At 62.2% G+C, this 23525-nt stretch carries 22 protein-coding genes; 10 read left to right on the top strand and 12 right to left on the bottom strand.

Annotation, left to right across the window (positions count from 1 at the left end):
* Nucleotides 1-82: 82 nt before the first annotated feature.
* From V4R08_RS17585 to V4R08_RS17620, 7 genes are all read right to left on the bottom strand, one after another.
* On the bottom strand, nt 83-3583 hold the full coding sequence (locus tag V4R08_RS17585; RefSeq protein ID WP_335580645.1) for an ATP-binding protein: 3501 nt from the start codon (nt 3581-3583) through the stop codon (nt 83-85).
* Nucleotides 3584-3586: 3 nt separating this feature from the next.
* Nucleotides 3587-4855 carry a metallophosphoesterase family protein gene (locus tag V4R08_RS17590; RefSeq protein ID WP_335580646.1) on the bottom strand — a complete coding sequence of 423 codons (1269 nt, stop codon included), beginning with the start codon at nt 4853-4855 and terminating at the stop codon, nt 3587-3589.
* A gap of 267 nt (nt 4856-5122) precedes the next feature.
* Nucleotides 5123-6508 carry a BilD N-terminal domain-containing protein gene (locus tag V4R08_RS17595; protein ID WP_498038910.1) on the bottom strand — a complete coding sequence of 462 codons (1386 nt, stop codon included), beginning with the start codon at nt 6506-6508 and terminating at the stop codon, nt 5123-5125.
* Nucleotides 6509-6516: 8 nt separating this feature from the next.
* Nucleotides 6517-7038, bottom strand: coding sequence for a hypothetical protein (locus V4R08_RS17605; RefSeq protein ID WP_335580649.1), 522 nt, complete (start codon nt 7036-7038; stop codon nt 6517-6519).
* The gene (locus tag V4R08_RS17610) at nt 6986-7474 is read right to left on the bottom strand and encodes a DUF7665 family protein (RefSeq protein WP_335580650.1); all 489 of its coding nucleotides are present in this window, start codon (nt 7472-7474) and stop codon (nt 6986-6988) included. Before V4R08_RS17610 ends, V4R08_RS17605 begins: the two co-directional genes overlap by 53 nt.
* Nucleotides 7471-7974: a hypothetical protein gene (locus V4R08_RS17615; RefSeq protein WP_335580651.1), complete on the bottom strand. Its 504-nt coding sequence runs from the start codon at nt 7972-7974 to the stop codon at nt 7471-7473. Before V4R08_RS17615 ends, V4R08_RS17610 begins: the two co-directional genes overlap by 4 nt.
* 110 nt (nt 7975-8084) lie before the next feature.
* Nucleotides 8085-10865, bottom strand: coding sequence for an ATP-dependent helicase (locus tag V4R08_RS17620; protein ID WP_335580724.1), 2781 nt, complete (start codon nt 10863-10865; stop codon nt 8085-8087).
* Between V4R08_RS17620 and V4R08_RS18345 the strand changes: the two genes are divergently transcribed.
* Nucleotides 10791-11327: a hypothetical protein gene (locus tag V4R08_RS18345; protein WP_335580729.1), complete on the top strand. Its 537-nt coding sequence runs from the start codon at nt 10791-10793 to the stop codon at nt 11325-11327. The two genes, V4R08_RS17620 and V4R08_RS18345, sit on opposite strands and share 75 nt — an antisense overlap.
* A 181-nt stretch (nt 11328-11508) precedes the next feature.
* Here the strand turns inward: V4R08_RS18345 and V4R08_RS17630 are convergent, their stop codons facing one another.
* From V4R08_RS17630 to V4R08_RS17645, 4 genes are all read right to left on the bottom strand, one after another.
* Nucleotides 11509-12165: a hypothetical protein gene (locus V4R08_RS17630; protein ID WP_335580652.1), complete on the bottom strand. Its 657-nt coding sequence runs from the start codon at nt 12163-12165 to the stop codon at nt 11509-11511.
* Between the two features lie 2 nt (nt 12166-12167).
* Entirely contained in the window at nt 12168-12929 is a 762-nt protein-coding gene (locus tag V4R08_RS17635) for a hypothetical protein (protein ID WP_335580653.1), read from the bottom strand.
* A 315-nt stretch (nt 12930-13244) separates the two neighbouring features.
* On the bottom strand, nt 13245-14444 hold the full coding sequence (locus V4R08_RS17640) for an RHE_PE00001 family protein (RefSeq protein ID WP_335580654.1): 1200 nt from the start codon (nt 14442-14444) through the stop codon (nt 13245-13247).
* 220 nt (nt 14445-14664) lie between these two features.
* Nucleotides 14665-14898: a hypothetical protein gene (locus V4R08_RS17645; RefSeq protein ID WP_335580655.1), complete on the bottom strand. Its 234-nt coding sequence runs from the start codon at nt 14896-14898 to the stop codon at nt 14665-14667.
* An 88-nt stretch (nt 14899-14986) separates the two neighbouring features.
* Between V4R08_RS17645 and V4R08_RS17650 the strand changes: the two genes are divergently transcribed.
* The 9 genes from V4R08_RS17650 (at nt 14987) to V4R08_RS17690 (ending at nt 22323) form a co-directional block, all read left to right on the top strand.
* A complete protein-coding gene (locus V4R08_RS17650) occupies nt 14987-15265 on the top strand; it encodes a type II toxin-antitoxin system Phd/YefM family antitoxin (RefSeq protein WP_335580656.1) in 279 nt (92 codons plus the stop codon).
* The gene (locus V4R08_RS17655; protein ID WP_335580657.1) at nt 15262-15681 is read left to right on the top strand and encodes a type II toxin-antitoxin system VapC family toxin; all 420 of its coding nucleotides are present in this window, start codon (nt 15262-15264) and stop codon (nt 15679-15681) included. The genes V4R08_RS17650 and V4R08_RS17655 overlap by 4 nt, the downstream gene beginning before the upstream one ends.
* A gap of 75 nt (nt 15682-15756) precedes the next feature.
* On the top strand, nt 15757-15990 hold the full coding sequence (locus tag V4R08_RS17660; protein WP_141383087.1) for a DUF433 domain-containing protein: 234 nt from the start codon (nt 15757-15759) through the stop codon (nt 15988-15990).
* Nucleotides 15990-16358 (top strand): DUF5615 family PIN-like protein, encoded by a 369-nt coding sequence (locus V4R08_RS17665; protein ID WP_335580658.1) that lies wholly within the window; start codon nt 15990-15992, stop codon nt 16356-16358. Before V4R08_RS17660 ends, V4R08_RS17665 begins: the two co-directional genes overlap by 1 nt.
* Nucleotides 16358-17533, top strand: coding sequence for a site-specific integrase (locus tag V4R08_RS17670; protein WP_335580659.1), 1176 nt, complete (start codon nt 16358-16360; stop codon nt 17531-17533). The genes V4R08_RS17665 and V4R08_RS17670 overlap by 1 nt, the downstream gene beginning before the upstream one ends.
* 205 nt (nt 17534-17738) lie before the next feature.
* Nucleotides 17739-18962, top strand: coding sequence for a plasmid partitioning protein RepA (repA, locus tag V4R08_RS17675; RefSeq protein ID WP_335580660.1), 1224 nt, complete (start codon nt 17739-17741; stop codon nt 18960-18962).
* The gene (gene repB, locus V4R08_RS17680; RefSeq protein ID WP_335580661.1) at nt 18959-19942 is read left to right on the top strand and encodes a plasmid partitioning protein RepB; all 984 of its coding nucleotides are present in this window, start codon (nt 18959-18961) and stop codon (nt 19940-19942) included. The genes repA and repB overlap by 4 nt, the downstream gene beginning before the upstream one ends.
* 193 nt (nt 19943-20135) lie before the next feature.
* Entirely contained in the window at nt 20136-21368 is a 1233-nt protein-coding gene (gene repC / locus V4R08_RS17685) for a plasmid replication protein RepC (protein WP_335580662.1), read from the top strand.
* A gap of 622 nt (nt 21369-21990) precedes the next feature.
* Complete coding sequence (locus V4R08_RS17690) at nt 21991-22323, top strand: single-stranded DNA-binding protein (RefSeq protein ID WP_335580663.1); 333 nt, start codon at nt 21991-21993, stop codon at nt 22321-22323.
* Nucleotides 22324-22403: 80 nt separating this feature from the next.
* On the opposite strand, the gene V4R08_RS17695 is transcribed toward V4R08_RS17690, so the two are convergent.
* The gene (locus V4R08_RS17695) at nt 22404-22775 is read right to left on the bottom strand and encodes an XRE family transcriptional regulator (protein ID WP_335580664.1); all 372 of its coding nucleotides are present in this window, start codon (nt 22773-22775) and stop codon (nt 22404-22406) included.
* Nucleotides 22776-23525 lie beyond the last annotated feature (750 nt).

Consider the following 23525-nt stretch of genomic DNA (forward strand, 5'->3'; position numbering starts at 1 on the left):
CACCTTGGAAAGGCGCATTTAGGGCTTCCGTCCCGCAGCAATGGCATCGCACCATGTTACCGGTACCCCGCAACCATCTTTTTCAGGCGACTTTGCGGTTCAATGTTGCTTCCGGGAGACGGTGCACCCGCGCCGCTGGACAGACCCGCTGGACGATCTCGCACAGATGCTGGTGATGGGTGAGATAGATCACCTGGCCGACCTGAGCCATCTCTGCGAACAAGCGGAACGCCTCCTCCGCGCGGAAATCATCGAATGTCTCCATGATGTCGTCCGCGACGAAGGGCACCGAGCTGCGAGCTCGCACGAACTCGTGGTAGCCCGCGACACGCAATGCGAGATAGAGCTGGAAGCGGGTTCCCTTGGAGAGCTTGTCAGCGGCTTTTGAGCCACCCTCCGCCGAGACAGCAATCAATGTATCGCCATCCCTGCCAGGTTGGGCAACGAGGCCTCTATAGGCGCCACGGCTGATGGTTCGGAATGCCTCCGACGCGCGCGTCATCATGGAGCTGCGATGACGTTCGCGATAAGTCGCGAGCGCCTGCTGGGTGGCCGCGATGCCGGCTCTAAGCTGCAGATAGCGCATCGCGCCATCTTCGATCTCGAGCAGCGTCGTGCGTCGACGCTCCTCGATAATGGCAACTCTCGCATCGCCGCCGATCGCCTCTACGCGATCTTCGGCCGCCGACTTCGCAGCAAACAGCTCGTGACACCGCTTGTCCTGATCGTCCGCGCGTGCCGTCAACTCGGCGAGTTCGGTCTCCAGGGCCGGCCGGTCCGCTGTATCCAGTGCCACCTCCGCACTTTGAATATTCGCTGCGCGGATCGCCTCGACGATATCTTGCTCCGCCTGCCGGGCCTGTTCGACGAGATCGGTGCGTCGACCGATATCGGACAGCTTCTGGGCCACCTCCTCCAAAGAGGCGACCTCGAAAAACGCCGTCATCCGATCGGTCTGTTCATCGTGAACCGCGGTCGTTTCGGCGAGTTCGCGCTGCCGCGCCCTTGCGTCTTTGAGCCGATTCGTCAGATTCAAGTGACGCTCGCGGGCTGCGCCCGCGCTTCGGACCGTCTCGGCGACACGTTGCGCCAGCTCGAGAGCTGGGGCGACGCTGGCGTCGATTTTCACAAGCGTCGTCAAAGCGGCGACTTCTTCACTGAACGCAAGCTGGTCTCTCTCCATCTTCTCGATGCGGTCAATGAGCGCTGCCCGCTTCTCGATCGTCGGCGAGAGCTCGCTGATCGCAGAGAGGACTTCGCGGGCAGCGCCGATCGCCGGCACCTGCCCTTCGCCAAGCCAGCACCCGCGACATGTCGTGGACCAGGTTTCGTCCCAGGTACGCTCGTCCAATCCCGCCTGCTCTGCCGCCCGTTCACGCGAGGCGACATCACGCTGGCGTTCATCCACTTCGCCGCGTAGACGGCGCAGTTCGGCTTCCCGATCAAGCGTCGTTTGGGCGCGGGCAAGCATGGCGTCGAAGCTTGCATCGGAAGCGGGCGGCAGCCCGGCTACTGTCATCGCAGCCGTCAGCCGCGTGACAGCAGCTGCGCCGTCAGCGTTGGCATTGCGCATGTCCCGTTCCGCGGTCCGCACGGCCGCATTCGCCTCGAGGGCCTTCTCGCGGCGGTTGATCCAGGCATCGACGTCCGGCAGTGATGGCGCCTTTGCAAAATGCGAGGCGATCGGCTGCACATCTGCAGCGATATCGACGTCGATCGCCGCCAACGCTGTGGCGGAACGCTCGCTGAGCTCTACAGCACGGTCGCGGTCCGCTCGCGCGAGGGCCAGCACCTGTCCGCTCTGATGGAATTTCGCCAATTCGGAAATGTGTGAGAAGCGACTCGCGCTGATGATGTCGTCCTGACGCAGCGCCGCCTCAAATGTCTCGGCGGAGTCAGCGTCCAGAAGGCGCCGATGCGCCGCCCAGGTCTGCTCGCGCCGCGCCCGTATGTCGGCAGCTTCGTGATCGGAGACGATGCCGGTCGTAGAAGCGAAGCTCGCCTCTTCGGCTTCACAGTGCCGAACCAGCGTGGTTAGCCGTTCGACCTCGGCCTGGTGGCGCATCACTGCGGCCTCGGCCTCGCCTCGCGCTACCTTCCAACGCTGCAGGGTGTCGGCAGCGGGACATTGCATAGTGATAAGCTCGTCGACGGTGCCGTGCCATGGTCCCAAGGCGGCAAGTCGATCAGCCAGCAAATCGAGCGCGGCTTCGCGGGCGCGCTCTGCAAGCCGGCGCCGAACATGGTGGTCGGCGGAGCGAAGCGCCTCGACCACGACGACAAGCTCGGCAAACGCACGATCCCGCTCGACACGGAGCTGAGGATCGGATTCGCTCTCGGGCAGTCTCGACGTCGTCTCGTCGAGGCGCTGACGCGATTCGGCCAATTCTCGCGTGGCGTTGCGCGTCGTGCCTTCGATGCCCGAGCGGGATTCAATCAGATCGCGCAATCGGCCGATGGTCGCCGCAGATAGCACGAGGCGTTTGGGATCTGGTTCGTCGGATCGCTCGATGCGCTGCAGGATCCCAGAGATCGCGAGATCGAGCTGACGCAATTGCAAACGCCGCTCGGGAATATCTTTGTCGGCAGTCACGTGGCGCGCACGCAAATCGGCTAACCGTTCAACGCGCTCCTCAAGGCGCAACGCGGCCTCGTCAACGACGACCTCGGCGAGTTCGACCACTAGTTCATCGATCTGCTCAGCGATCGCTCTGGTTTTGACGCCGAGCTCGATCTCTTGCTTTTGGAGCTGGGGCAGCTCTGCGGCCCATGCCGGAGGGGCCGCTGGCACATCAGCCAGCGGCGCGAGACGCGCGTGGATGCCCCGCAAGGCGAAGAGACGCGGCAACGCCGCGAGATAGCGTTGGATCTCATCGCTGCGTCGATGGATTCGCCCCCGCTCCTCAACAGCCTCATCATATTGCGCGGACGAATGGTCGCGCGTGTCTATAAGCCGGGCGTGATCGGACGCGAGCGTGTCGAACTGTTCGCGCTCCGCCTTGAGATCTGCAAGCCGCGCCTTCAGGTCAGCGAGTTCTCCCGTGCGAGCACGATACTTGTAGAAGCCGTCCGCTTCTCCCTTCAACCCGACGAGCTTGTCGCTAAGATGCGAGAGGCCCGCACTCGCCGAAAACAGCAATTGTCCGAGATCACCCCTGCTCGCCAGAATGCTCTCGCCGCCTTTTTCAAGCGTCTCATCATCGAGCGAGAACATGGTGCGATACGCATCGCGCTCGATACCGCCAAGTTCGGCCCGGATTGCGGCCTCGGGCAGGGTGCGATCGGCTCCGTCGAGGAGACTGTTCTGCGGCCGTTTGATCCGCGCGAACTCCCGCGTTTCGCCAGCGACGTCCAATGCCGCACCGATCCGCATCGTCGGGTATGGATGGATGAAGTCGAACGGGCTCTGCGAACCGATCCCGAACAGTAGGTCGAGAAAGGCCGCAAATGCGGTGGACTTGCCGGCTTCGTTCGGCCCATAGATGATGTGCAGGTCCGGTTGACCGTCCGTCCGCTCACCGAAATCGATGCTGCGATCAGTGAACTTGCCATATCGAGTAAGGTCGAGGCGACGCAAGCGCATGACTTAACTTTTCTCACCGACAGCTTCGAGACGCGCCATGACGCCGTCGGCGCCGTCGCGGGCGAGACGAGTGATAGTCTCCTTGAAAGAGGCTTCGTCCGATCCGAAGATGTCACGACACTCCTGAGGAAGCTGAGCTCTGATCTCTTCGACCACGCCCACCAGATCGCTTCGAAACGCTTCCGATCCGAAGACATCGTCTTCAATCAGGCGATGGAGCTCTCTGATAGGGTCACCCGACGCTTGGCCCTGCTGCTCGGCCGGGCGACAGGCGATTTCGAGTTGCTCGATCCAGCATCCTCCGATGACGGAGCCCCTGTCGTCGGCCTCTGTCTTGAGCAAGTCCGCGTCGCGGCGTATCCGCCAGGCTAACGGCGTCGTGCCCGTTATGCGCACACGGGCGACCAGGTGCTCGGACTGGACAGCGTCGCGCTCCTTTTCGAGCGCTCGGGTTACCGCCGCGACGAGGTCGCGCCAATCTTCCAAGCCGCTCGCATCGACCGAAATCCGCTCGAACTCAGCGACACTGGTGATCCGTTCCTCGACGTGAATCGAGCGATCGTTTGCGATGGTGACGAGTGTCACCGATTTCGGGCCGGCCTCGTTGATGTCGCGGCCTTGCGGCATGCCGGGCATCACGATCGCGCATGCGCCCTCGATGGCCGAGCGTTTGTGCACATGGCCGAGGGCCCAATAATGGAAACCGCTCTTCTGCAGATCGGCAATGCTGCACGGCGCGTAGAGATCGTGGCCCGGAGCTCCTGCGAGGCTCGTGTGCAGAATGCCGATATTGACCGCGCCGTCGACCGCGGGGCGAAATCGTCCGAGGAGGCTCTCTGGGGCGTGCGGCTGAGCAAAGCTCAGGCCGTGGACGACAACAGGAACGTGACCTGGCGCGCGATCGATATCAATTGCCTCCCCTCGCCCGCCAAAGACCTTCACGGAATCCGGCAGTACCAACTCCTTGGTGATTTTTGACAGTGCGTCGTGGTTGCCGCGGATGATGAAGACTCGGATGCCAGCTTGGCTGAGCCTTCGTAGCTGTTCGGCGAGGAATCGCGCCGTCTTCATAGAGGTCTGATCGCCGTCGTAGAGATCTCCGGCGATCAGGAGCGCGTCGACCTGCTCGTCCAGGCAAAGGTCGATCACCCGGACGAAGGCGCGCCGGGTGGCATTGCCGATCAGCTCCGCCAGGTTGGGATGGCGCAGCGCAAGCGAGCGCAGGGGTGAGTCGAGATGAATATCCGCAGCATGGACAAAACGATACGTCACCGTTTCCTACCCCCTGTTTATGTCCCCTGCGCGTCCGATAGACCTTACGCACCGGGCAATCAGCGTGATATTGAAATAACTCAACGAAGCCGAGTTACCCGCAAGAATCACGCGAATAACTCATTATCTTTCCGGGGGCGGATGGTGATGACTGCAGAGCCGATCGACGACGTCTTGGACTGGGCCAAGAAACTATCATCCTGGAAGCGGGACGCACTGCGGCGGCTCGCAATCAGCAATGACCTCATGGACGGTCCGCTTTCCCCATCAAGAGTGACTGCCTTCCGCCGTGATGAAGCCAGGATTGAATGTTGAAAAGTCGCGCAGCTGAGGCACAGCTCGAACGTATGCAATGTCAATCAAGTTCATGTCGATCAGCCTATGCAGGGCGCCGCCGTGCAGGAGGCGCAATACCTCAGCAAGCACGAGTGTCGCAGCAACCGCACCCACGAACGGAGCACCGACCGCCTTGCCTGCCAGCAAGGTCACGCCGCAACGGTCGAGGGAGCCCTCTTCGAGCATCTTGCGATAGGCCGCCGCATCGACCGCTGATTGACTGTTTTTACCTTCGTCTCTCCAAAGCGTGCTCGCCGACATTTCGCCGGGCAGTGTGTGAATCAGCAGGCTGCGGAAATCTTGATGCCCGCGACCCAGCCCGGCTTCGACCACGAAATCGAAGCCGGCCTGGTCGAGCGCGCGTCGTCCTACGGCATTGTCAAGGCCACACAACGCGATTGACGGTTCATTGTGGTGGCGGCGGCAGGTTTCATCGAACAACCGCTCGGTAATGGTGGTGGCAAATCCTCGCCGCTCCGCCCATTTGGCGGTAACGCGCGTTTTCTTTTCGCCAAGCATCGTGCGATCCGAGAGAATCGAGGTGCTTTCGGTCGAGGGCGTGATCACATCGACGTCTTGGAGGAGCACCTCAACCTTCGCATCGGTCGCATAGGGCAAAAGCCCGAGTCCCCAGAGATAAGCCTGGCCGAGATGCCCGAGGCCGATGAGCCAAAGGCGGGACGGTAGATAGGAAAGCTCCGGCGCACTCGCGTCGCACGACATCCAGTCGGTCGACCGCGACAAGGTCCAGAGATTGAGGCCGGCGGTTCGCTTTCCGGCGAAGGGACTGTCACCCGAAAGATGGAGGAACGCTTCGTTGATTGCCAATGCTGCGGCAAGCATCGGCGCCAATGCCATCGGACCGATCCCGCCGCGATCGGGACCTTCAGTGTGACCGGGCACGATCCCGCCGCGCCAGCCATCGAATACCGCCCGGATCGAGAAGCCGTGTGACTTTGGCTTGGCGAGACCGCCGATCGCAATCAGCGGGATGCCCGCCGTCGCTGGCCCTGGCGTGCCGCCTGCGGCGGCAACGGCGTGCCGGAGTGTCGGGCCGGAGGCCACCGGAACGTGCAACGGCACATCAAGGTCGCCCTCGACGGTTACGCCGCCGAGAAAGACGCGCCGGCCGAGCTCAACGGCGGTCAGCAGCGCGGCCTGATGATAACGATCGATCGCCTCGTCCGGTCCTATGGACAAGGCGATCCGGTAGCCGCGTAGCAGGGCCTCCGCCTCTTGCCGGCTTGTGACCGTGCCATTGTCCATTGCGCGCTTGGCGAGCCGATGCATCTCGTCGGCAGGGGTAAAAATGGTCATCTCAATCCTCAAATTCCGATGTTGAAGAATTGGCGACGTTGAACACGCGGCACGGTGTGCCAGGCGCCGCCGCCGAGGTAGCGATAGATGCCGATGTCGTCGTGCTGGATCGGCCTGCGCGCGAAGCGCGGGAGGATCAGTGCGATATGCCCGGCCTGCGAGACCATGGGGTAGGCGCGATCTGAGTTGCTCTGCCCGGAATCGCCGGGATGGACATGCACATCGGCGACAACGGTCAGACCGCGCTCCCGGCACATCGCCCAAAGCCGCCCGAAATACTTGCCGTCGAAGCGGACGATGCCGGTGTCGAGACTATGCGGATCAAGATCGTCATACAGGACGAAATCGCTGATCTGCGCGATGCCATTCGCGTCGGCATTACCGAGCAAGAAGGCGCCACTTTCACGGCTTTCGCCCCGTCCGCGCTCGCGCAGTCTCGCCGTCAACCGCCTCCACAGAAACCAGGAGCATGACAGTTCACGCCGCGGCGCGAGCAGCCGATTGATAATCGCCGCAATTGAGAAGTTCATGCACAATCTCCAGATACTGTGTGATGCCGCGCTCGGGACGCCAGATCATCGTGGGTGTTTCGGTGCGCCAGTTGTCGTGTCCCTCTCGGCTGACGCGGTCGCATGGCAAATACAGTGCGGTGCCTCCCTTCCAGTTGGGCCGAAACACCGCGCCGACACGGCCGCCTTTGCTGCGCGGCCATCGGTCGAAGGGCAGCTGCGCGTTGCGTTCCGGGTCCCAAGGGCGTGCTGTCGGTGCGAGCGCGGGATAGCCGCTGCAATCGAACCTCAGGACGTATTCTTGGCCATCAATGGCCGAGACGCCGAGCAACACGATGGGCCAGTTGATCGAGATCAACCGGAAGCGACCTTCCGATTGCGCGAGCCGAAACGCCGGTCGGGCGAGGTCGGCGCGCAGGGCCCGTTCGTCGAGCCCTGCCGGTGCCGCGGTGCTCACGCGTCCTCCCAACCGTTGACCTTCGGCGTGGTGACGAGGTCGAACGCGACCGAGCACTTGGGGCAGGAGGCGAGCGTGCCGATATGCGTGCCGGGATCGGGCTGATCGGTCGTGCCCGCGATCTGCAAATGGTGGTGGCTGGCTTCCTCTTCGGTCATGCCGAACTTGCGCACCGTCACCCAGTGCTTGATGCGGGCAATGGTAGCGCCCGGCGCGAACTCATGGCGCACGGTCTTTTCCTTGAAGTGGATGACCACTTCAATCTTGCGGCAGCGATGCACATGCGCCTTAATTCCGGCACGGCCGGCCTTGTCGCGGAGCTTGGCGCTGCCTTCGACAGGCTCAGCTTCGTCTTCGATGAACAAGACGATCTCGCCCACGATGTTGTGCTTGTCGACGATTGCCGCCTGCAACGCAGCGAACGTCTCGTCGACGTCGAATTCGAGATGCTCAAGAGCGCCAACACCTTCGCCCTGGTAGTAGATGTCGATGGTCTGCATATCCCAACCCTTTCGGTGGCGAGAGGGCTGGCCCGATTGCCGTTCCTGTCGCTTCTGCCGGGCTAATTCCGGGTCACGGGCAAAACCGGAACCGGGTTGGGAAAAAGAATCTATGCGATGTGAAGCGGACCTTGCGGCACCGACGCGCAGATGAAGAAGTGCGGGCAACGCGGACAGCGGAAGGAATCGGGATCGGGCGGGAAACTCCCGCCTGCGATACCTGCGAGAATCTCTTCCACCTTCGTGTCGTTATTGCCAGCTTTTGTCGCCTTCGGCGGCGGCACGTCTTCGACACCGCGATCGCTCGGATGCACGGCTTCAACAATGGCCCGAGCGCCAAAATGCTGCGTGGCCGCGCGCTGATAAAGTGAATACTCCAGCTTGCCGAACTCAGTCTTGCCCCGCTTGCCGGTACGCACTTTGCGCACGACGATCACACCATCGTGCCGCTCCGCGATTTCGTCGGGGATCACCATCACCTTGCCATTGCGGTAGTTGATGGCGAGCGGCGCCGCTTCCCTGAAGCGGCGACCAGCACCCGCGTTGATTAGGCCGGCGACGATGCTGCTGGCCAGCTTGTGATAGTCGGCTACATAGGGACTGTCGTGCGGAGCTTTGTCTTTCCAGATTGCGTCAAACGCTTCTTGTGCGGCGTTCAGATCGGGCGGTGCGTTGACGCGTTCTTCCGCCAGCCAGTCGATGAACTCGTAGATGCAGGCGTGCGTGCGCTCGAACGGCGTGGTGCGCCGTGCCGTGCCGATGCCCAGGACATGCGTATAGAAGAAGCGAAGCGGGCAACTCTCGTAAGCTGACACATGTCGGTGCGTGCGCTCCCATTCATCCGCGATGATGATCTCTATAGGCCGTGCAGGACGGGGCGGCAGATAGATGGTAGACGGGGACGCGATCGACCTCAGAGTTCCGGCGATCCGCGGCTGATAATCGGACGGGTTACGCGTAGTGCCGTTCGGCTGCTGCCAATAGCTGTAGAGGTGCAAATGGGTCCGCGCGCGCGACATCGCCACGAAGAACAGACATTCCTGCTCCTGCTTATGTGCGCGATCGGCCTCTTCGAAGACGGTGCCGACCGCACCTTCGATCATGCCCTCCGATACCGGGCATGACAGGCCACGATAGCTCGCGGGAATGCCTGTCTTTACGAAGCCGGGAATATGCACCGCTTCGAACTCGAGGCCTTTGCTGCCGTGGACGGTCATGAGCCGGACGGCGTTCATCTGCAAAGCCGCGTCCGGCACCTGCCGCAAATCCCGCTCCTCGGCCAGCAAGACCAGGTTGCGCACGCGATCGAGGAGCGTCTGCACTAAAGAACCCGTCGCCACCGGACTCTGATCGCGAAGGAAATTGAGGAACTGCCAGACCGCGATGGCCCGCATGCGGTCGCCGATGCCAGTGCCGGATGCCATCCTACGGACAAGATCGGTCCGGTCGAGGAGGAAGGTTGTCGCCATATCCCAAGGCGAGGCAGAGGCCTTTATGCCTTTGAGATCGTCAGCGAGCCTTGAGATCCCTTTCACGCCGGCCGGTGAGATATCCGCGACCGACGGCAGCTCTTCGAGGCGAAGGATGGCTGGTTTCTTGCTGCCTTTCAGATGGTCGAGCAGACGCTTCACATCCTGCGCCGGGATGGCATAGCGCTCCATGCTGGCGATACGCACCAGTCCTGCACCGAACCGGTCGGCAGCGAGACTCAGGACGCTGAGCAAGTCGCGGACCTCTTCGCGCTCGAACAGGCTGCCGAGATGGAGGACGGGAATGCCGCGATCTTCGAGCGCTTGCGCGATCTCATTCAATCTGTCGTTCGTGCGGCAGAGGATCGCCTGGTCGCGAAGGGCGATACCCTCCTCCTCTAATTCGCGGATACTCGCGGCGATGCCGGCGGCCTCCTCGGCTGGATCGAGAAGCGTGCGCAGCTCGGGCCGCGCCTCGCCGACGCCGCGCTCGGCCTTGAGCGGCAGGTTTGCAAGCTCCGGCGGCAACGGCATGCCGGCAGAAAAAGCGCCAAAGGCGTCGAGCACCTTCTGCGTCGACCGGTAGCTTAAGCCCAACTGACCAAGTTTCGCGCCGGGAAAGTCGGCGCCGAAGGATGCCATGTTGGCGGACGACGCCCCCCGGAATCGATAGATGGACTGGCGAGCGTCGCCGACGGCCCAGAGGTTTTCGCCAGCACCCGCGACGGCCTTTACCAGTCGGACGCTGGCGCGATTGACGTCCTGATATTCGTCGACGAGCAAATGCCTGTGACGCAGTCGCACCGCATTGCGCACTGCCTCGTCCCGCTCGATGAGCAACGCCGGCAGCATGATGAGATCGCCAAAATCGACGGCGCCACGGCTACTTTTTGCGTGTTCGTAGAGCTCGTAGACCGATGCGATCTCCACGCACTTTGCTGCGAGATCCGTGGCTTTTTCATCGGCTGGGTCTGCGTTCTTCGCCATGGCCTCCGCGAGGCGCCGGTATTCGGGAGGCGTTACGACTTCGTCCTTGGCGCGCGAGATGGCTTGCAGAATCTCGCGCAGCACGACGACCGGGTCCCACAAATTGCGATAGTGGCTGAGTGGCAGGGTGGGAAGGATCTGCTCCAGCACCGAGATTGCGTCGCTGCGATCGAAGAGCGTGGGGTCCGGCGGCAGTTCGAGCTTTTCGTGAAACCGCCTGACGAGATCGAGGCCGAAACCGTGGAAAGTGCCGACCCACATCTGGGCCGCATCCTGCCCGATGGTCTTTGACAGGCGTTCAGACAGTTCGGCGGCTGTCCGGTTCGAGAAGGTCAGTACGAGCATGGAGGGCGGATCGACATGGTCCGCAATCAGCGTTTCGATCCGCCGGACAAGCGTTCGCGTTTTGCCCGTCCCAGGCCCCGCGCGCAGCAAGTAGGGCTTGTCGCGATGTCGGGCTGCGTCCTCTTGCGCCGGGTCCTCCGTGAAAACCGGCTTTGGTTTGCTGGCGGTAGGCTCGATCTTCGGCAGGAGCAACGCGTCCAGGATTTGCTGCCGCACGAGCGGCACCGGCAAGCCGGTGGCCGCCGCGATATCCGCAGCCGACATAACCTGATCGGCGTGCATCTTTCGCGCGAGGTGCCGCGGGAACAGGAATTCGCGGGCAAACACGTTCGCTTCAAGCTCACGCCGCTCGCGTGCGCCGTAATCCTCAACCTTTTGCAGGCCGACAGGCGCGGATTCGGTCGAGCGCGACGGATCGATATCGCTGGCGCCACAACAACTCGTCATCGTGTGAACAGCCACGTGGCCGATCTCGTGGCCGACAAGCAGAGCGCGATCTGCGTCCGATCCTTTGTCTTCCGCGCAGATGGTGCGGCTCTGCTGGTCGAATAAGGCCCGACCGCCATTAAGGGCTGTGTTGCCCGGTTCGAGGAATGCCAGCTCGATACCATAATGCTTGATCGCAGCGCCGACGAGCGTCAGCGGTTTGAGCGCGTCGGCTCCGCCTGCCACGAATTGGTCGTGCAGCCCTGCGGCGGTGATCCGTATGGTTTCGAAGGCGTCCACGTGCGTCTCACATTGCCAAAAGGTGCTGCTGCTGTTCGGGTGTCATTCCCGAACTGCGGACCGCTTCTTCAAAAGTTTCCCGTTTGTCAGCAACGGGCTTGCTGTCGGATTTATGCAGTTGCTGCGCGCTCACGGTTGGTCCGGAGCGGACATGCGCCATCAGCGCTTCAACGGGGATGTCGAGGCCGTCGGCAGCGACCTTGCAAAAGCCAGGACGCGAATAAATACTTTCGGGCTCGATCCTGCCGTCTCGGAGCTTCACCACGAAAATCGAGTTGGCGCCAAGCTTAGCCGCATATGCTCGAAAGCCTTCGGTGCTTAAAGAAGCAAATGGATTGCCGGACGATTTCGGTGCCTCAGCCAATCCTTTCTTCTCCAAGTTGCCAGGAAGACCTTTCTGCTCCAATTCGAATGAAACGTTTTGGAAGTGGCTAATTGCGCGCGAGACCGCTGGACTGACAGCTACATCGACCGCCTCTTCGCCTTCCTCTTCGCCAATGGATTGCCCGTTCAGCGCGAGCTCAACGGCAAACTCGGTCAAAGCTGCGGCGTGCTGTGGATGTCTTCGAACAAAATCGTCCAACGTCTTTGGATCGGGCGTAGGCATGGCGAGCGCGAGCGCATACAGCACATCGCACTCGTCTTTCGTGTTCATGGCGGTCATGTTCAGCTCTCCTGCTGGAACTTTCTCAGTGCGGCGGCCACCTTGGCGAGCCGCTTGTTGATGGCCCGGCGACCCACGCCAAGAATCTTAGCAGCGGTCACTTCGTCCGGATCATCCGATTTGATTTTGTAGCCTTCGACCAAGACCAGTCTGACGGTCTCCTGGTCGGCGGGGGATAAGGTGGCGAGGAATTTGCCGACCTGTCCCAGATAAACGTAGTTATCCTGCTGCGCAGGGTTGCGCGCAGCCTCCGAAAGCTTCGCGAGCGTGTTTTCCATGTCGAGCTGCCTGCCGTCTTCGTCTTTTTCCTGGCCGATATCGACGAAGATCTTCTTGCGGGCGTTGTCCTTGCGAACCTGCTTCCACCAGAGAAACCGGAACGCCTGGTTGAAATTGACTTCATAATAGTCGAGGGCGGTGGCGTCCTCGTTGGTGCCGACGCGCGCGAACATCACATTGAATTTGAACATTACCTCGTCGCGGAGGTCGGCGGCGTCCGTCCGGCTGCCGTCGGGGATAGCCCGCTTCAGCCGCGCTTCGCAACGCGACATGAAGAGTAGGTAGAGCTTGCTTTCCGACGACTTGTCCTTTTTCAGCCTGGCCTCACGCATCAGATGGAGGAGGCATTCCATCGGCATGTAGTTGGTGTCGCGGACATTGCGGATTGCCGCGCGTCGCAAAACCCTCTCGGGACTCTGGGCCAAGGCCTCGTCGATGCTGGCCTCGATCTCGGGACGGCGGGTGTAAAACCCGCCTTCGTCCATTTTTTTATTCAGGGGTCTCGCCATTTACCGCCTCGCGCGCGCAACAGTGGTGTTCTGGCGTCCACGTCTGGCCCGCCTCTACGCCGCTAATTCCGGCAGGAGCCAGACCCGGAACCACGCCGAGCAAAAAATTTTTCGCGTATCTGCGAGTGAATCCCTGACGCGCGACACCCGCAAGGTGTGGCATAAAATTAGGGTAAATCAGTGCCGTAGGGCAATGATGAGTTTCTATCGAGCGCTCAATGACTGCAATGAGGGCGCAAAGCGGACATCGGGGCTGGTTATGTACGTGTCCTCGCCCCCGGGTCGGTAATCTCACAGAATTCCCCAAGCTCGATACCGTCCCCGCCCCGTCGCCTCCCGCAGGCCGAGATCGGCCACGAGATCTTGGGCGGCGCGCGGCGTGATCTTTAGCTCCTGCGCGATCATGCCGGCGGAGGCGATCGGCCGGGTCAGCACGTAGTCGATCAGCGCCGGCAGCCGGGAGGTGGAGCGGCGGCCGGCGAGCTTGCGGGCGAGCAGCGTGCGCGCAGTTAACCAGCGATCGTGATCCTTGAGCCCGGCCTCGGCGGCGGCCGCGATCGCCTCGAGCTGGACCGCGAGACGGCCAGTCTGATCCCGCGGCCGCCGCCGCTCGCGCGGAATGGCCTTCAGCCCCTCGTGCAGGCACGGAAGGTGCGCGCGGGTCTTGCCGCGTTCGCGCAGCAGCGCGGCGGCAAGCAGCCGGCCGAGCCACGGCGTGTGCTGCAGCGGCTCGAGTGCGCCCCACGCGTCGGCCGCGACCGCCGCCGCCAAAGTCGGCGGCAGCGTGCGGGTCTGGTCGACGATCGCCCGCCAGTCGACGAGACGTTCGTCTTCGTCCCAGTCGAGGTCGTAGACCAGCGGGTCGCGCTCGGGCGGTCGCTTCGCCTGGGTGGCGATCTCGCCGGCGAGGGTTTGGTCGGTTTTGGCGATCGCGGCGTCGAGCGCTGCATAAGCGTCCGCCAGCCGTTCGTCGGGTGCTGCCAGGTCGAGCGATACATCCAGTTCAGCCTCACCATCGGCATCGTCCGAATCGGCCTTCGCTCCACTTTCCCCCTTCCGGCTGCCATCTTCTTCTTCCCGGTCGCCGCGCCCTCCCCGGCCCCGCAGTCCCACGAGCCCGGCGGCCGACAGCGCCCAGTCGGGCTTGGCGTCGGCGATGCGGCGCCGCGCGCGCAGCACGGCGTGCGCGCGGGTGAGCTCGTGGGTCGGCGTGCGCACGTCCATGCGAGCGTCGTGGAGAACCAGATCCTCGAGGTGGACGAGTTCGCCCTCGAGCCACAGAGTGGCGCAGGCATCGGTGAAGTGAGTCCGCGCAACAAAGCCGTCGCGGATCGGGCTTTTGGCGAGACGCTCGTCGAGTCGCGCGACCGCGTCTTCCGCGGCCGCCAGCGGGCCGGCAATCTGGCTCCAGGGCAACGCATCGGAGATTTGGTAGAGCGGGAGCAATGCGTTGATAACCTTATGAGGAATCACCGTAACGGAAGCTATCATGAACATAGCTTCCGTCATAGCGATGCCTTCTGGCGTGTAGTTGTAACTATCGATAAGTACCTCTTATCGATAGTGTTGGACGTCACCGCGCAAATCAGCGATTCTGGGCTTCTGGAGGCCCCAAAAGTGCGCACGCTGGGACCAGATCGACGAGAGGACGCGCCACTTGCCAACCCCCTCCCCGCCTCCGGATGCATTCCGGCCCTCGCCGCAATTGCACTCAGCCATCGTCGAGCTCGGCATTGAGATGTTCGAAGCCAGGCTCCATCTCGCTGGCCTCGATCGCTGCGATCTCTTCGTCGGTCAGATCGACGGTGCGGACGACGCGGCGATCGCGGCCGGCTTTCTGGCGCCAGTCGCCCGCACTGGCCTTGTCGGCCGTCGCCGGCAGCGTGTTGGCTTGGCTGGAGGACTGCTCATGGCGTCTTCTTTCGGTTTGGTCTGGAGATAACACAAAGGCGCCCTCCCCGCGCGGTCGATCTTGAGACTCGCGAAAACACCGATTATAGTCACACTAGTCATTATAGTCACGGGAACAAGCCATGACCGCATCCCGAAAGTCTTCCGCGCACGGGTCGGGCCAGTGGACCGTGGCCGGTGCCAAGGCGCGCCTCTCCGAGGTGATCGAGCGCGCTCAATCCGATCCTCAGATCATTACCCGCCACGGCAAGCCCAGCGTCGTCATCGTCTCGGCCGAGGAATGGGCGCGCAAGACCGTCCGCAAAGGCACCCTGGCCGCATTCCTGCTGGCCTCGCCCCTGCGCGACGCCGATCTCGACCTCGATCGGGTCCGCGACCAGCCGCGCGACCTCGATCTATGAATATCCTGCTCGACACCAACGTGCTCTCGGAGGTTCGCCGGCCGGCGCCGGACCCAAAGGTGCTCGCCTGGCTCGATGCGATCGACGAGGACCGGGCCTTCATCAGCGTGGCGTCGATCGCCGAGCTCAGTCGGGGGATCGCCCTGATGGACGACGGCCGGCGGCGCGAGGCGCTCTCCGCCTGGCTCGCCGAGGATCTGCCGGCGCGCTTCGCCGGGCGGATCCTGCCGATCGACCCCGCGATCGCCGAGCGCTGGGGCGATCTGATGGCGCATGCCCGCCAGAACGGTTCTGCGCTTTCGGTCATGGGCGGGTTTTTCGCGGCGACGGCTCTCGACCGCGAGCTCGTGCTCGCGACCCGCAATACCAACGATTTTGCGCCGCTGGGCGTGCCGCTGTTCAATCCATGGGACTGAGGCGCGACCCACCTGCCCGCGATATCGCGGAAACGGCGCGAAAAAATATGCTAGACTGTTAATCGAGGTGACCCAATGACCGATTTTGCCCGCATCAGCCAAGACCCCGCCGTGATGGGCGGCAAACCCTGTATTCGTGGCCAGCGTGTCACCGTCGGCATGATTGTCGGCCAAATTGGCGGCGGCCGCAGCATCGAAGCGCTGCTCGCCGACTATCCCTACCTTGAGCGCGAGGACGTGCTGGAAGCCCTCCGCTATGCGGCCTGGCGCGCCGAAGAGCGGGAGGTCGATCTTCAGCGCGCGTCCTGATGCGGTTCCTAATCGACATGAACCTGTCGCCAAACTGGGTTCCTTTTCTGCAGGAAGCCGGGCTTGAGGCGACGCATTGGTCGAGCGTCGGCGCGGCCAACGCGCCCGATCGCGCGCTCATGCGATGGGCCGCCACGCATGACCATGTCGTTCTGACCAATGATCTCGATTTCTCGACAATCCTGGCGGCCACGGGCCGCCGAAAGCCGAGCGTCATTCAGATTCGCGCTGACCTCCTGACGCCGACGGCGATCGGCAGCGCCCTCCTCCGCGCGATCGCACAGACAGAGCGCGAGCTCGCGGAGGGTGCATTGGTGTTGATCGATCCGCAGCGTGCGCGCGTGCGCATTCTTCCCCTCGGTTCGTGATGGGCGACCTCCTCACCGATCGCCACCCCCACTTTGACTCCGCAACTCGTCGCGCGCTGCAGCTCGACACGCTATCGGCGATCCTGCCGATGGAGCGGCGGGATCGGTTGGCCGAACTGCTGACCGACGATGACGTCGCGACGCTGAGGCATCTCGCGCGCGAGGGCATGGGCGAGAACACGCTGCGGGCGCTCGCGTCCGATCTGGCCTACCTCGAGGGCTGGGCCATGGCAGCGACCGGCGCGCCGCTGCCATGGCCGGCGCCGGAAAGCCTGGCCCTGAAATACGTGGCGCATCACCTCTGGGATCCGGCCGCACGCGAAACCGATCCCCAGCATGGCATGCCAAGCGAGGTCGCGGCGGACCTGCGGAAGGCCTTGCTGCTTCGCACCGATGGCCCGCACGCGCCATCGACCGTCAAACGCCGGTTGGCGAACTGGGGCACGCTGCATCGTTGGAAAGGGCAGGAGGGCCCGTTCCACGCGCCCAGTCTTCGCGCGGCTCTGAGGCTCGCGGTGCGGGCCAGCGTCCGGCCGCGCCAGCGCAAGAGCAAGCGGGCCGTCACCCGCGACGTGCTCGACCGGCTGCTCGCGACATGCCGGTCTGACCGCCTCGTCGATACCCGGGATCTGGCCATTTTGCTCCTGGCGTTCGCCTCGGGCGGACGACGGCGCAGCGAGGTGGCGCGACTCCGGGTCGAGCAGATCAGCGACGAGACGGCGGTGCCACTCGATCCCAAGGATCCTCAATCGCCGACCCTGCCATGCGTGGCGATCCAGCTCGGCCGGACCAAGACCGGCGTTGCGGACGAGGCGGGGAGGGTGCTCCTGGTCGGGCCGCCGGTCGAGGCGCTGCGCGAATGGCTTGAGCGCGCCGACATCAGCAAGGGGCCGATCTTCCGCGCCATCGACCGCTGGGAGGCGATCGAGGAGCGGGCGCTGACCCCGCAGTCGATCAATCTGATCGTCAAGCGACGCTGTGCGATGGCGGGACTGGAGCCAAGGGAGTTTTCCGCGCACGGGCTGAGGTCGGGGTATCTAACCGAGGCGGCCCGCCAAGGCGTTGCTCTGCCGGAGGCCATGCAGCAGTCCCAGCACAGATCGGTGCAACAGGCAGCGAGCTACTACAATGAGGCAGAGCGGTCGTTAGGGCGGGCGGCGCGCTTGATTCTCTGATGCACCATGGGCCCACCCAGCTGCGGGCCTTGCGCGCGCTGGGCAGTTCTCAGCTGAGAACTGCCCAGCGGTGAGTCGAAGTTCTCAGCTGAGAACACTACCACTCGGCCAAATGGTTAATTTCCGTTAACCCTTATTTGCTTGACCGACTCGGAGAAGTCGCCGAATTTACGCTCAATGTGGGAAATTCGGATACCGAGCGTGTATGACGACTCTAGCAGCAAATGATGCCAGCCACCGAACGGGCAAAAAAGTCCGTTCTCTAACGCGGCTTGTGGAGTCGGACGCCGATCTTCTTAGCGCCCAGCTCAAGGAGCTGCGGCTACGCGCGTTTCCGCCGTCGTCCCTGAAAGAGCTCCGCAAATTCACCTCCGGCGAAGCAGCAAAGCTGATCGGCGTTACCGACGCCTATATTCGCCATCTCTCACTTGCCGGCGACGCCCCTGAGGCAGAGAAGACGGCCCGTGGGCGCCGGCTGTTTTCCTTGGAGCAAGTGCACGAGATTCGACGCACGCTTGCGAAGACCAAACAGAGCTACGCCCCGAACCGTCGCGAGGGTGAGCATCTCCAGGTCATCGCCATCACGAACTTCAAGGGCGGCTCCGGCAAAACCACTACCGCCGCCCACGTGGCGCAACACTTCGCCATGAGGGGTTATCGCACTCTAGCGATTGATCTCGATCCTCAAGCATCGCTCTCTGCCTTATTCGGCCTCCAGCCAGAATTTGATCTCCAAGAAAACGAAACGCTGTATGGCGCAATCCGCTACGACGATGCTCGCCGACCGTTGTCCGAGATCATCCGGAAAACCTATTTCTCGGGCCTCGATATAGTTCCGGGCAATCTAGAACTCCAGGAGTTCGAGCATGATACGCCCAAGGTCCTAGCCGAACGCAACCGCGGCTCCGAGCGCATGTTTTTCTCGCGCATCGCAAGTGCCCTCGCGTCAGTCGAAGACAACTATGACGTCGTCATTCTCGACTGCCCGCCATCTCTTGGTTTTCTCACGCTCTCCGCGCTGTGTGCCGCTCGCAGTGTTTTGGTGACGATCCATCCTCAGATGCTCGACGTCGCATCGATGTCGCAGTTCTTGCACATGACCGCGAGTCTTCTCGATGTGGTTGAGCAAGCCGGCGGCGACGCCGATTACGATTTCTTTCGTTACGTGATTACGCGTTTTGAGCCCACCGACGGTCCCCAAGGCCAAATCGTTGGGCTCATGCGTAGTCTGTTCGGCGAGCGGGTTCTCACGACTGCTGTTTTGAAGTCGACTGCCATCTCCGACGCAGGGCTGACCAAACAAACGCTGTATGAAGTCGGCCGCGAGAATTTTGTTCGTAGCACCTACGACCGCGCACTTGAATCGCTCGACGGCGCGCATGCTGAGATCGAGAGCCTCGTGAAAGAGGCGTGGGGGAGGGCGGTGTGAACAAACGACGCGACGCACTCAAAGCCATGATGGCGCCGATTATCACGCAGCCATCCTCCGAAGACCGGCAAACTCGAACTCCGGTCAAGTCGGGATCACTAAAAGCAATGGGGCTTTCGCTGCAAAGCCTATCGCAGGAAGCCGACGAGGCAAGGGTGCTGCGCGAGCAACTCGCAGGCGGCACTCATGTTGTCGAGCTCGATCCCGCACTAATCGACCCATCCTTTATTCGCGACCGGTTGGATGACGCAAAGGCTGCGGAGTTTGAGGCTTTCCAGGCCAGTATTGCCGAACACGGACAACAAGTCCCGATTCTCGTGAGACCGAGCTCTCAAACGGAGGGGCGATATCAAGTTGCGTATGGACATCGGCGATTAGAAGCGCTGCAGCGCCTTGGCCGACCAATTAAGGCCATTGTCAAACAGCTGAGCGACGAACAACTCGTGGTGGCCCAGGGCCGGGAGAACCTCGAAAGGCGCGATCTCTCTTTCATCGAGCGTGCGCTGTTCGCAGCGAGGCTTGAGGATCACGGGTTTGCTCGGTCAGCGTTAACAGCCGCCTTGGCGGTCCACAAAGGCAATCTATCGACCATGATTATGGTCGCGCGCAGCGTTCCCGAAGCACTCATCGTCGCTATCGGACCCGCGCCAAAGGTTGGCCGCCCGCGTTGGGAACAATTGGCGGAACTCCTAACGAAGACGGGCGACAGGTGGCGCCAAGCGATCGCGACGCCAGGGTTCGATGGGCTTGAGAGCGACACAAGGTTTGCCAGAGTCCTTAAGTCGCTTTCGCCTCGTCAGGCGAAAGCGACCAAGCAGGTCATTAAGGCAGATACCGGGGCTCCCCTTGCACAGATCGTGCAGGGAAAGGACCGCCTTCAGCTCACAATCGAGGAAAAATCAGCTCCGTCGTTCGGCAGTTACCTGATCGAACAGTTGCCCGAGATCTACGCCGCGTTTCGACGCCGCGCCGATGCGTAAACCGCGTTCCCGCAATACGAAGAAGGATTCATAGCGGCAAAAGAAAAGGCCCCCAAACGTTTCCGTCCGGAAGCCCTCTCTCGTCTGTTTGGCGACTGACAGAGAATCACTTCCGCGAATCGCAGTCAAGTGTCTCGTGAGAGACAGCGTCGTTTTGGCGAGCCGACTTCCTTTGCCCTGAAAAGGCAAAGACATGCAATCACACTCTCCAACGACGCCCTTTGGGCGGCGATCGTTGACGCTTGCCCATGTGGCAAGCCAGATGATGGCAACGACGCGACCGCCAGAGAAGGTCGTGCACAAATGGAAGATCTTCCACGCCATCTGCATGGCGCGGCCGCGTCTTGGCGTCTCCGAGCGTTCGCTATCAGTCCTGAACGCGCTCCTCACGTTCCATCCGGAGACCGCGCTCACCGGTGAAAACGATCTGATCGTCTTCCCGTCGAACCACCAGTTGTCGCTGCGGGCGCATGGGATGCCGGCATCGACGCTCCGGCGTCATCTCGCTGTACTCGTCGATGCCGGCCTGGTCGTTCGGCGGGATAGTCCGAACGGCAAGCGCTACGCTCGCAAGGGCAGCGCCGGCGAGATCGAACTTGCCTTCGGCTTCGATATCTCCCCCCTGGTTGTGCGATCCGAAGAGTTCGAGAGTCTGGCGGCCGACATCGAGGCAGAAGCGCGGGCGCTTAAGTTCGTCCGTGAGCGGATCACGCTGTGCCGGCGCGATATCGCCAAGATGATCGCAACCGGTATCGAGGAAGCCATCCCTACCCGTAGGGGAGGGCAGGGGCCGGCCGACTGGCAGGAGGTTCACGCTGCCTTCCGCTCGATCGTCGACCAGATTCCGCGCACGGCAACGCGGCAAGAACTCGAGCCGATCGCCGAAGAGCTCTCACAGCTTGCTGATGACGTGCTCAATCTTCTGGAAACACACATCAAAACCACGAATCCTAGCGCCAATGAGTCCCATTCTGAGCGCCACATACAGAATTCAAATACAAACCCCTTTATTGATCTTGAACCTAGCCTTCATGAAGGCCGGGCGGCGAGGGCTGAGCCAAAACCTCGAGTACCGAGGGTGGCGGAAGGGACCTATCCGTTGGGAATGGTGCTGAGTGCTTGCCCCGACATCGTCGACTACGCGAAGGGCGGGATTTCGAACTGGCGGGATTTTCTTGCCACCGCCACGGTGGTTCGATCGATGCTTGGGATCAGCCCTAGCGCCTGGGAAGAGGCGCAAACGGTGCTGGGCGAAACGCCCGCGGCTATTGTTGTTGCGTGCATCCTGCAGCGCGGCGCCGCGATCAGGTCCGCCGGCGGTTACCTGCGCGGTTTGACGCGAAAAGCCGAGACCGGAGAGTTCTCGCTTGGCCCGATCTTGATGTCGCAGATCAATTCGCACCTCAATGAAAAGCGGCGGGCGTGACGTGATGGACGACCTCACCTTCATCTCCTCGCTTTGCCGGGCGTTATTGAGCTTTTGCCGTCGACGCACCTGGCTGCGAGCACGTGATCGAGCGAGCCGTGAGTCGCGGAAAACTGAAACTGCGCGGCCGTTACGCACTGTTCGGTCTCTCTGCCGCCGGTCGCACAGGTCCGGGGAATCGCCAGTTCGATCGTACCAATCAGCGCAGGTCGGCGCTTCCGAAATGTCGTCCATCGGCAAATGTGCGAAACGCCGCGATGATCCACATGCCGTCCTTTTTTTGGTTGCGCCGACCGAATATCCGGGCCCTGGCGGCGGTGGCAGGTCTTTCTCCCGTTGGGGCTGTCGCTCCCGGTTGCATGGCTGGATACCTATGGCCGTCGACGGCACGTCGGCCCCTGGAGCCAAGAATTTTCCCCTGCCGGACGCCCTGCAAGCGGGGACCCCGACCGGCATTCCTCGCGCATGCGCCTGCAGCGCCAAAATTCGTGGCTCCGGTCGGGGCGCAGCGCTGCGCTTGCCCTCCGCTCGCCTCTGGCGGCTTCCGGCTCTGTTTCGTCTTCTCGGCCATTACGGAAAAGCCATCGCAACGGGGCACAGCCCCACAAGATGGAGAAAGACAATGCGCAATATCGCCGAATTCACACTCATCGGTCGGGTCGGAACCATCAAGCAGGTCGGCAAGACAGTTCGCGTCAGCATCTGCGCCAACTACCCCTTCAAGGACGACAAAGGTCAATGGAAGGACGACGCGCACTGGAACGAGGTTACGATCTTTACGAAGGCAATCCAGTCCTACGTGAACGAGCACGTCAGCAAGGGCGACCTGGTCCATGTGCGCGGTCGGCTTCGGCAGAACAGCTTCGAACGCGATGGCCAGCGGGTTTACACCGTCGATCTCATCGCTCTGGAGCTCGGCCGGTTGGCGCAGGTCAGCGAACGCACCGCGGCATAGCGAACAGCGGGGAGGCTTCGGCCTCCCCATCGCTCCTGGTCAAGGCCTGAAGCCTCGATGACGGAACTGGGGTTTCCGCACTACGAAGGAAGCTTTCGCGATCGGGTCTGCCGCGCGAGCCCGCGGTCGGCCCGATTTTTCTTGCCGATCGCCGAGACCAGCTCGTCGTAGTTGACGCCGCTTTTCTTGAGCGCGCGGCGCGCATCTCCAACCTCAAAGCCGAGAAGCTCGAGCACGCTCATATTTAGGCTCGAAGCGATCCGCTCCATCGTCCTTAGCGTCGGATTGCCGATGCCGCGCAGGATCGTGTAGTAGGTGCCGCGCGCAAGGCCAGTCTTTGGCAGGAAGGATTCCATCCCGCCGTTCTCGATCTCAAGCTGTTGCAGCCGGATCGCCAACATCTCGTTCAGGATCGAGTGATCGACGGGAAGCGGCTTGCGGACGGGCGGCATCGTTGACCGGCTTTCGGGTCCATAGCGAAAAACTACGGGAACCATACATGAAGCCTGAGGTCCAGTATATTGGACGTTAGAAACTTTAACAGGCAGGTGCTTGAAACGACTCACCTTGCCGCGCGGGTATCCCTGATGTTCGGGCGCCGTCCCATCGTGGGGCTACCCAGCCGGCGAAGCAATCTCAGCGGATCGATGCCTGCCCGCTCGGCTATGAGCTCGATGTAGTCGAGACTGGGATTGGTTTGCCTCGCGCTCTCGCAAGGAGATGACACTAATGGAGATGCTTGGCCAAAATCCGATCACGCCGTTCGGACAGCGACCGCTTTCGCTCAGCACCGTATCGTCGACTACGAACGCGGCGGCATTCGCACTTCTCAGGTATTGTCACGACCGCTTCGACCGTGCGCCCATGCTCGGCATCAGTCCAGTGCCTGGGAAGAGGCCTGCGCCGCAATGGGCGATGGGGCAAGTGAGTGTGGTGCTCGCCGCCATCCTGCAACGCGGCGCAGGGATCAAGAGTCCAGGAGGCTATCTCATAATCCTGGCCTGCCGCGCCGCAACTGGGAGTTCTCGGTCTGGCCGATGCTGATGGCGCTACGTCGGCAAGGGCAAGCGACTCGCGACCGAGACCGCCTCGGGTCTTCCTTCCCGGATGATGTTTCGTCAGGGCAATCCCGTCTGCTCCACTTCAATGGTGTCGGTGCATCGCCGTGCGGCAAATTCTCTATCACGCCTCGTTAGCGAGAC

Source organism: Nitrobacter sp. NHB1 (genome assembly GCF_036964665.1).
Classification (GTDB): domain Bacteria; phylum Pseudomonadota; class Alphaproteobacteria; order Rhizobiales; family Xanthobacteraceae; genus Nitrobacter.

What these genes read in the sequence shown, in the direction of transcription:
- V4R08_RS17585 (WP_335580645.1), bottom strand. Translation starts at nt 3,583, where the DNA reads ATGCGCTTGCGTCGCCTCGACCTTACTCGATATGGCAAGTTCACTGAT.
- V4R08_RS17595 (WP_498038910.1), bottom strand. Translation starts at nt 6,508, where the DNA reads ATGACCATTTTTACCCCTGCCGACGAGATGCATCGGCTCGCCAAGCGC.
- V4R08_RS17605 (WP_335580649.1), bottom strand. Translation starts at nt 7,038, where the DNA reads ATGAACTTCTCAATTGCGGCGATTATCAATCGGCTGCTCGCGCCGCGG.
- V4R08_RS17615 (WP_335580651.1), bottom strand. Translation starts at nt 7,974, where the DNA reads ATGCAGACCATCGACATCTACTACCAGGGCGAAGGTGTTGGCGCTCTT.
- V4R08_RS18345 (WP_335580729.1), top strand. Translation starts at nt 10,791, where the DNA reads ATGGTCCGCAATCAGCGTTTCGATCCGCCGGACAAGCGTTCGCGTTTT.
- V4R08_RS17630 (WP_335580652.1), bottom strand. Translation starts at nt 12,165, where the DNA reads ATGACCGCCATGAACACGAAAGACGAGTGCGATGTGCTGTATGCGCTC.
- V4R08_RS17635 (WP_335580653.1), bottom strand. Translation starts at nt 12,929, where the DNA reads ATGGACGAAGGCGGGTTTTACACCCGCCGTCCCGAGATCGAGGCCAGC.
- V4R08_RS17640 (WP_335580654.1), bottom strand. Translation starts at nt 14,444, where the DNA reads ATGATAGCTTCCGTTACGGTGATTCCTCATAAGGTTATCAACGCATTG.
- V4R08_RS17650 (WP_335580656.1), top strand. Translation starts at nt 14,987, where the DNA reads ATGACCGCATCCCGAAAGTCTTCCGCGCACGGGTCGGGCCAGTGGACC.
- V4R08_RS17655 (WP_335580657.1), top strand. Translation starts at nt 15,262, where the DNA reads ATGAATATCCTGCTCGACACCAACGTGCTCTCGGAGGTTCGCCGGCCG.
- V4R08_RS17660 (WP_141383087.1), top strand. Translation starts at nt 15,757, where the DNA reads ATGACCGATTTTGCCCGCATCAGCCAAGACCCCGCCGTGATGGGCGGC.
- V4R08_RS17665 (WP_335580658.1), top strand. Translation starts at nt 15,990, where the DNA reads ATGCGGTTCCTAATCGACATGAACCTGTCGCCAAACTGGGTTCCTTTT.
- V4R08_RS17670 (WP_335580659.1), top strand. Translation starts at nt 16,358, where the DNA reads ATGGGCGACCTCCTCACCGATCGCCACCCCCACTTTGACTCCGCAACT.
- repA (WP_335580660.1), top strand. Translation starts at nt 17,739, where the DNA reads ATGACGACTCTAGCAGCAAATGATGCCAGCCACCGAACGGGCAAAAAA.
- repC (WP_335580662.1), top strand. Translation starts at nt 20,136, where the DNA reads ATGCAATCACACTCTCCAACGACGCCCTTTGGGCGGCGATCGTTGACG.
- V4R08_RS17690 (WP_335580663.1), top strand. Translation starts at nt 21,991, where the DNA reads ATGCGCAATATCGCCGAATTCACACTCATCGGTCGGGTCGGAACCATC.
- V4R08_RS17695 (WP_335580664.1), bottom strand. Translation starts at nt 22,775, where the DNA reads ATGCCGCCCGTCCGCAAGCCGCTTCCCGTCGATCACTCGATCCTGAAC.